This window comes from Alteromonas sp. AO-Serp (assembly GCF_017849675.1).
Lineage (GTDB): Bacteria > Pseudomonadota > Gammaproteobacteria > Enterobacterales > Alteromonadaceae > Alteromonas > Alteromonas macleodii.
The window spans coordinates 1-3,220 of sequence record NZ_JAFLMX010000269.1; the positions used below are offsets into that span (position 1 = coordinate 1).

Consider the following 3,220-nt stretch of genomic DNA (forward strand, 5'->3'; position numbering starts at 1 on the left):
ATGCAAGCCTCTGAACTTCAAAATAAATTTGAGCGCATTCGAGCCAATAAATGGTTCGAAGCCTTTGTAATTAGCGTTATCGTTATTTCAGCGCTTCTCGTAGGTGCCAAAACCTATGAATTGCCAGCAGGCATGTCATCCGTCACGTTATTCTTAGATTGGTTTATCAGTGCATTCTTCCTGACAGAGATCACCATACGATTTTTGGCTGAAAAACGTAAACGCTACTTTTTCAAAAGCTTCTGGAACTGGTTTGACACACTGATTGTGGTCATCAGCCTCATTCCTGCAGACGACACTGAGCTGGCACTTATCGCTCGTTTGGTGCGAGTATTCCGCGTCCTGCGTATGATCTCGATCATCCCCGAGCTTAGGATCCTGTTAGTATCTTTGGTGAAAGCATTGCCTCAATTAGCGTACGTAATGCTGTTAATGTTTATCATCTTCTACATATATGCCGCTGTGGGCAGTACCTTATTTGAAACCATCAACCCTGTACTGTGGGGCGATATCACTATCTCGATGCTGACGCTCTTTAGAATTATGACGTTCGAAGATTGGACTGACGTAATGTACGAGACCCAAGAGGTCTATTCGCTAAGCTGGATTTTCTACCTTACCTTTATTTTCTTCACCGCCTTCGCGTTTTTAAACATGGTGATTGGTATCGTGGTGAACGTGATGGAAAGAGAAAACGAAAAAGCACGAGCAGAAAAAGAAGCCGCCTTACTTGAAGAGCAAATTGCCCAAGGGAACGTAGAGCCAACCCTTCAAGATGTAATGAAAGAACTACGAGAGCTGAAGGCACAGCTTGCCGCTAATAATCAAAATAGCACGGTAAACAAAACCAGCTAAGTGCGTTCTGTCCGAATAGCGCAATTGAAAAAGGCCACAGTGATGTGGCCTTTTTAGTTTCTCAAAAATGGTGATGCCTAGATTTAGGCTAAAGCAAGATACGCCCGGGCGAGTCTAAAGCCCGTATTGCTGCTTAAGTGACTCCGCTCTTTGCTTGGCTGCCTCTGACTTAAACTCTCGGCTTGCCAGCTTGCGCGAGGCGAGCGCCTTTTTATCGAGTTCAAGTAATACACTCACATAATTTAAATATACGTCGTCGTTCGCAATAGGACGTGCAGCGACTTCCTCGTACAGTTTAAGCGCTGCGGCTTTATCACCTTTAGCAATGTATATTTGCGCTAGCGTGTCCGCGGCGTCTGCGTTCTCACGCTGCAGTGATACGGCCTTTTTAGCGAGCTCTTCTGCTCGGGTAAGTTTTTTATCTTCCAGCGCCAAAAACGCCAGGTTATTTAATACGACAAAATTATCTGGCGTTTTAGCTAGCACCTGTTCATAAGTTTTAATGGCTGCTGCTCGGTCTTTGCCAATTTGACGCTCGGCTAACAGCATTGCACTTGGGATGTCGTTGCTGTGCATCTGAACGTGTTTTTCAAGGAACGTATGGGCCTGAGCTTTTTTATCCGACATCTCCAACGCTGCCGTTAATAACAAAGCATTGTCAGAGTTTGGCGTGGCGTCATAAGCAGCTTTTGCATGCTCTACCGCTTGCTCTGGCGCTTTATCAATAAGATACAAACGCGCAATCACACCTCTTACAAACGGCAGCGCTCTCACCTCTTCAGCGGTACTATTTATTATGTCCCACGCAGGTTTAGCCTGACCCAGACGGCTGTGGAAGTATGCTTTCAATAAAGTTAGCTGTGCGTCAGGACGTTTAGCTAATACCTTATTTATTAATGTTAGCCCCTGTTCAAATTGCTTTTGCGAATCAACAATTAACAATTTCCCCAATACCGCGTTTTTATCTTGAGGGTAAAACGATAGCCAGCGATCAAAGAATGCTGTCGCATCTTTCAAATTGTTAGTTGCGATGAGCGCTTGGCCTTTTAGATTCCAAAACGCTTGCGGTGACGCTTCATTCCCTTCTACATCAGCTAAAAGCGAAACCGTTTTATCAAGCTGATTATTAAGCGAATACATTCTTGCAAGTAAAAGCCTTAAATTCAGGTCGCCTTTTTTAGCGTTAAACTGTTGTTGGGTATGTTTAATTACTTGCTCTGCGTTACCTTTTTCAGTGGCTAACGCAAACCACAACGCCAGCGCAGGCACATCGGCAGGGTTCTTATCAATGAACGCGCGAAGAGAGGAAATCGCGTCGTCTTTTTTGCCTTCTGCTACCAGTAGTTTTGCGCGAGAGTATACCACCTCATTTTCAGCACCTTTCAGTTTGCTTGCCTTATCAAGGTATTGGGCGGCTTCTTGATAAGCTCCTTCTGCGGTAGCGATATTGCCTAAGTAGATAAGCGGCGCGGCGGTGTCAGGCGATTGTTCGTGCCACTCTTTGGCAGCACTTTTTGCTTTTTCCAACTGGTTGGTAGCAATGTAAGCTCGTAGTAACGTGGCTTGTGACGTCACTGATTCTGGCGACTGTTCAACGGCCTGTTCAAGATTCACAAGGCCATCGACATCGTTTAACGACAATTGCAGCACACCCAAACGAGAGAGATCCTCTGCCGTGGTACTCACCGCTTCAGATTTTTCCACCATTTGCTTAGCGCCAACCACATTGCCGTCTTTTAACAGCTGGTAACTAGCTTTTGAGAATAACGCAGCATCAACACCTTCTTCACCTTTCACTCTGGCTAACACTTTTAGCGCTTCATCGTTCTCACCTAACTGCAACATACTGTCTGCCAGCATGCGAAGGCCTGGATGATTGTCGGGAAGGCTAGACGCAACCATTGTAAGGTGACGTTGCGCAGCTTCAAAATCTTGTATTTGGTAAGCGCTAAAGCCCGCAACCAAGCGCACCACTTGGTCACTTCTGCCGTTTTGAACGGCTATCTCTAGGTGTTTTAAGGCTTTTGCGTAATTTTCGTTGGCCGACTCAATAATTCCTTTAAAGGTGTTAAGCAGCGGATGATTTTCATTAAGAGCTAACAAGTCATCAACAATAGGCTCTGCTTTATCGAGTTCTCTTATCTCAATCAGTAGTGCTGCATAGGCAAATTTGCTGGTTACGTCGTCTGGATACTGACTCACATACACGCCGTAGACCTCGGCAGCTTTACTCGGCTCACCTTTTTGAAGATAAATTTTTGCTAGCTGTTGTAGCACGTCTTTATTGGTGGGGGCTTGTTCTCGCAGCTTCTCGGTGGCGGCTAGCGCTCCATCCATGTCGTTGTCTAAAACAAAGGCATAACTG

General features: G+C 45.5%; 2 protein-coding genes. One reads left to right on the forward strand and one right to left on the reverse strand.

Features of this window, described 5'->3' with window-relative positions; all coding sequences use genetic code 11:
- Window positions 1-855 (forward strand): ion transporter (locus QVA83_RS17690; RefSeq protein ID WP_069943718.1); only part of this gene is annotated, 855 nt, incomplete at its 5' end.
- A gap of 114 nt (window positions 856-969) precedes the next feature.
- Here the strand turns inward: QVA83_RS17690 and prsT are convergent.
- Window positions 970-3,220, reverse strand: a 2,251-nt coding sequence (prsT, locus tag QVA83_RS17695; protein WP_287498758.1) for an XrtA/PEP-CTERM system TPR-repeat protein PrsT, incomplete at its 5' end; no start/stop codon positions are given.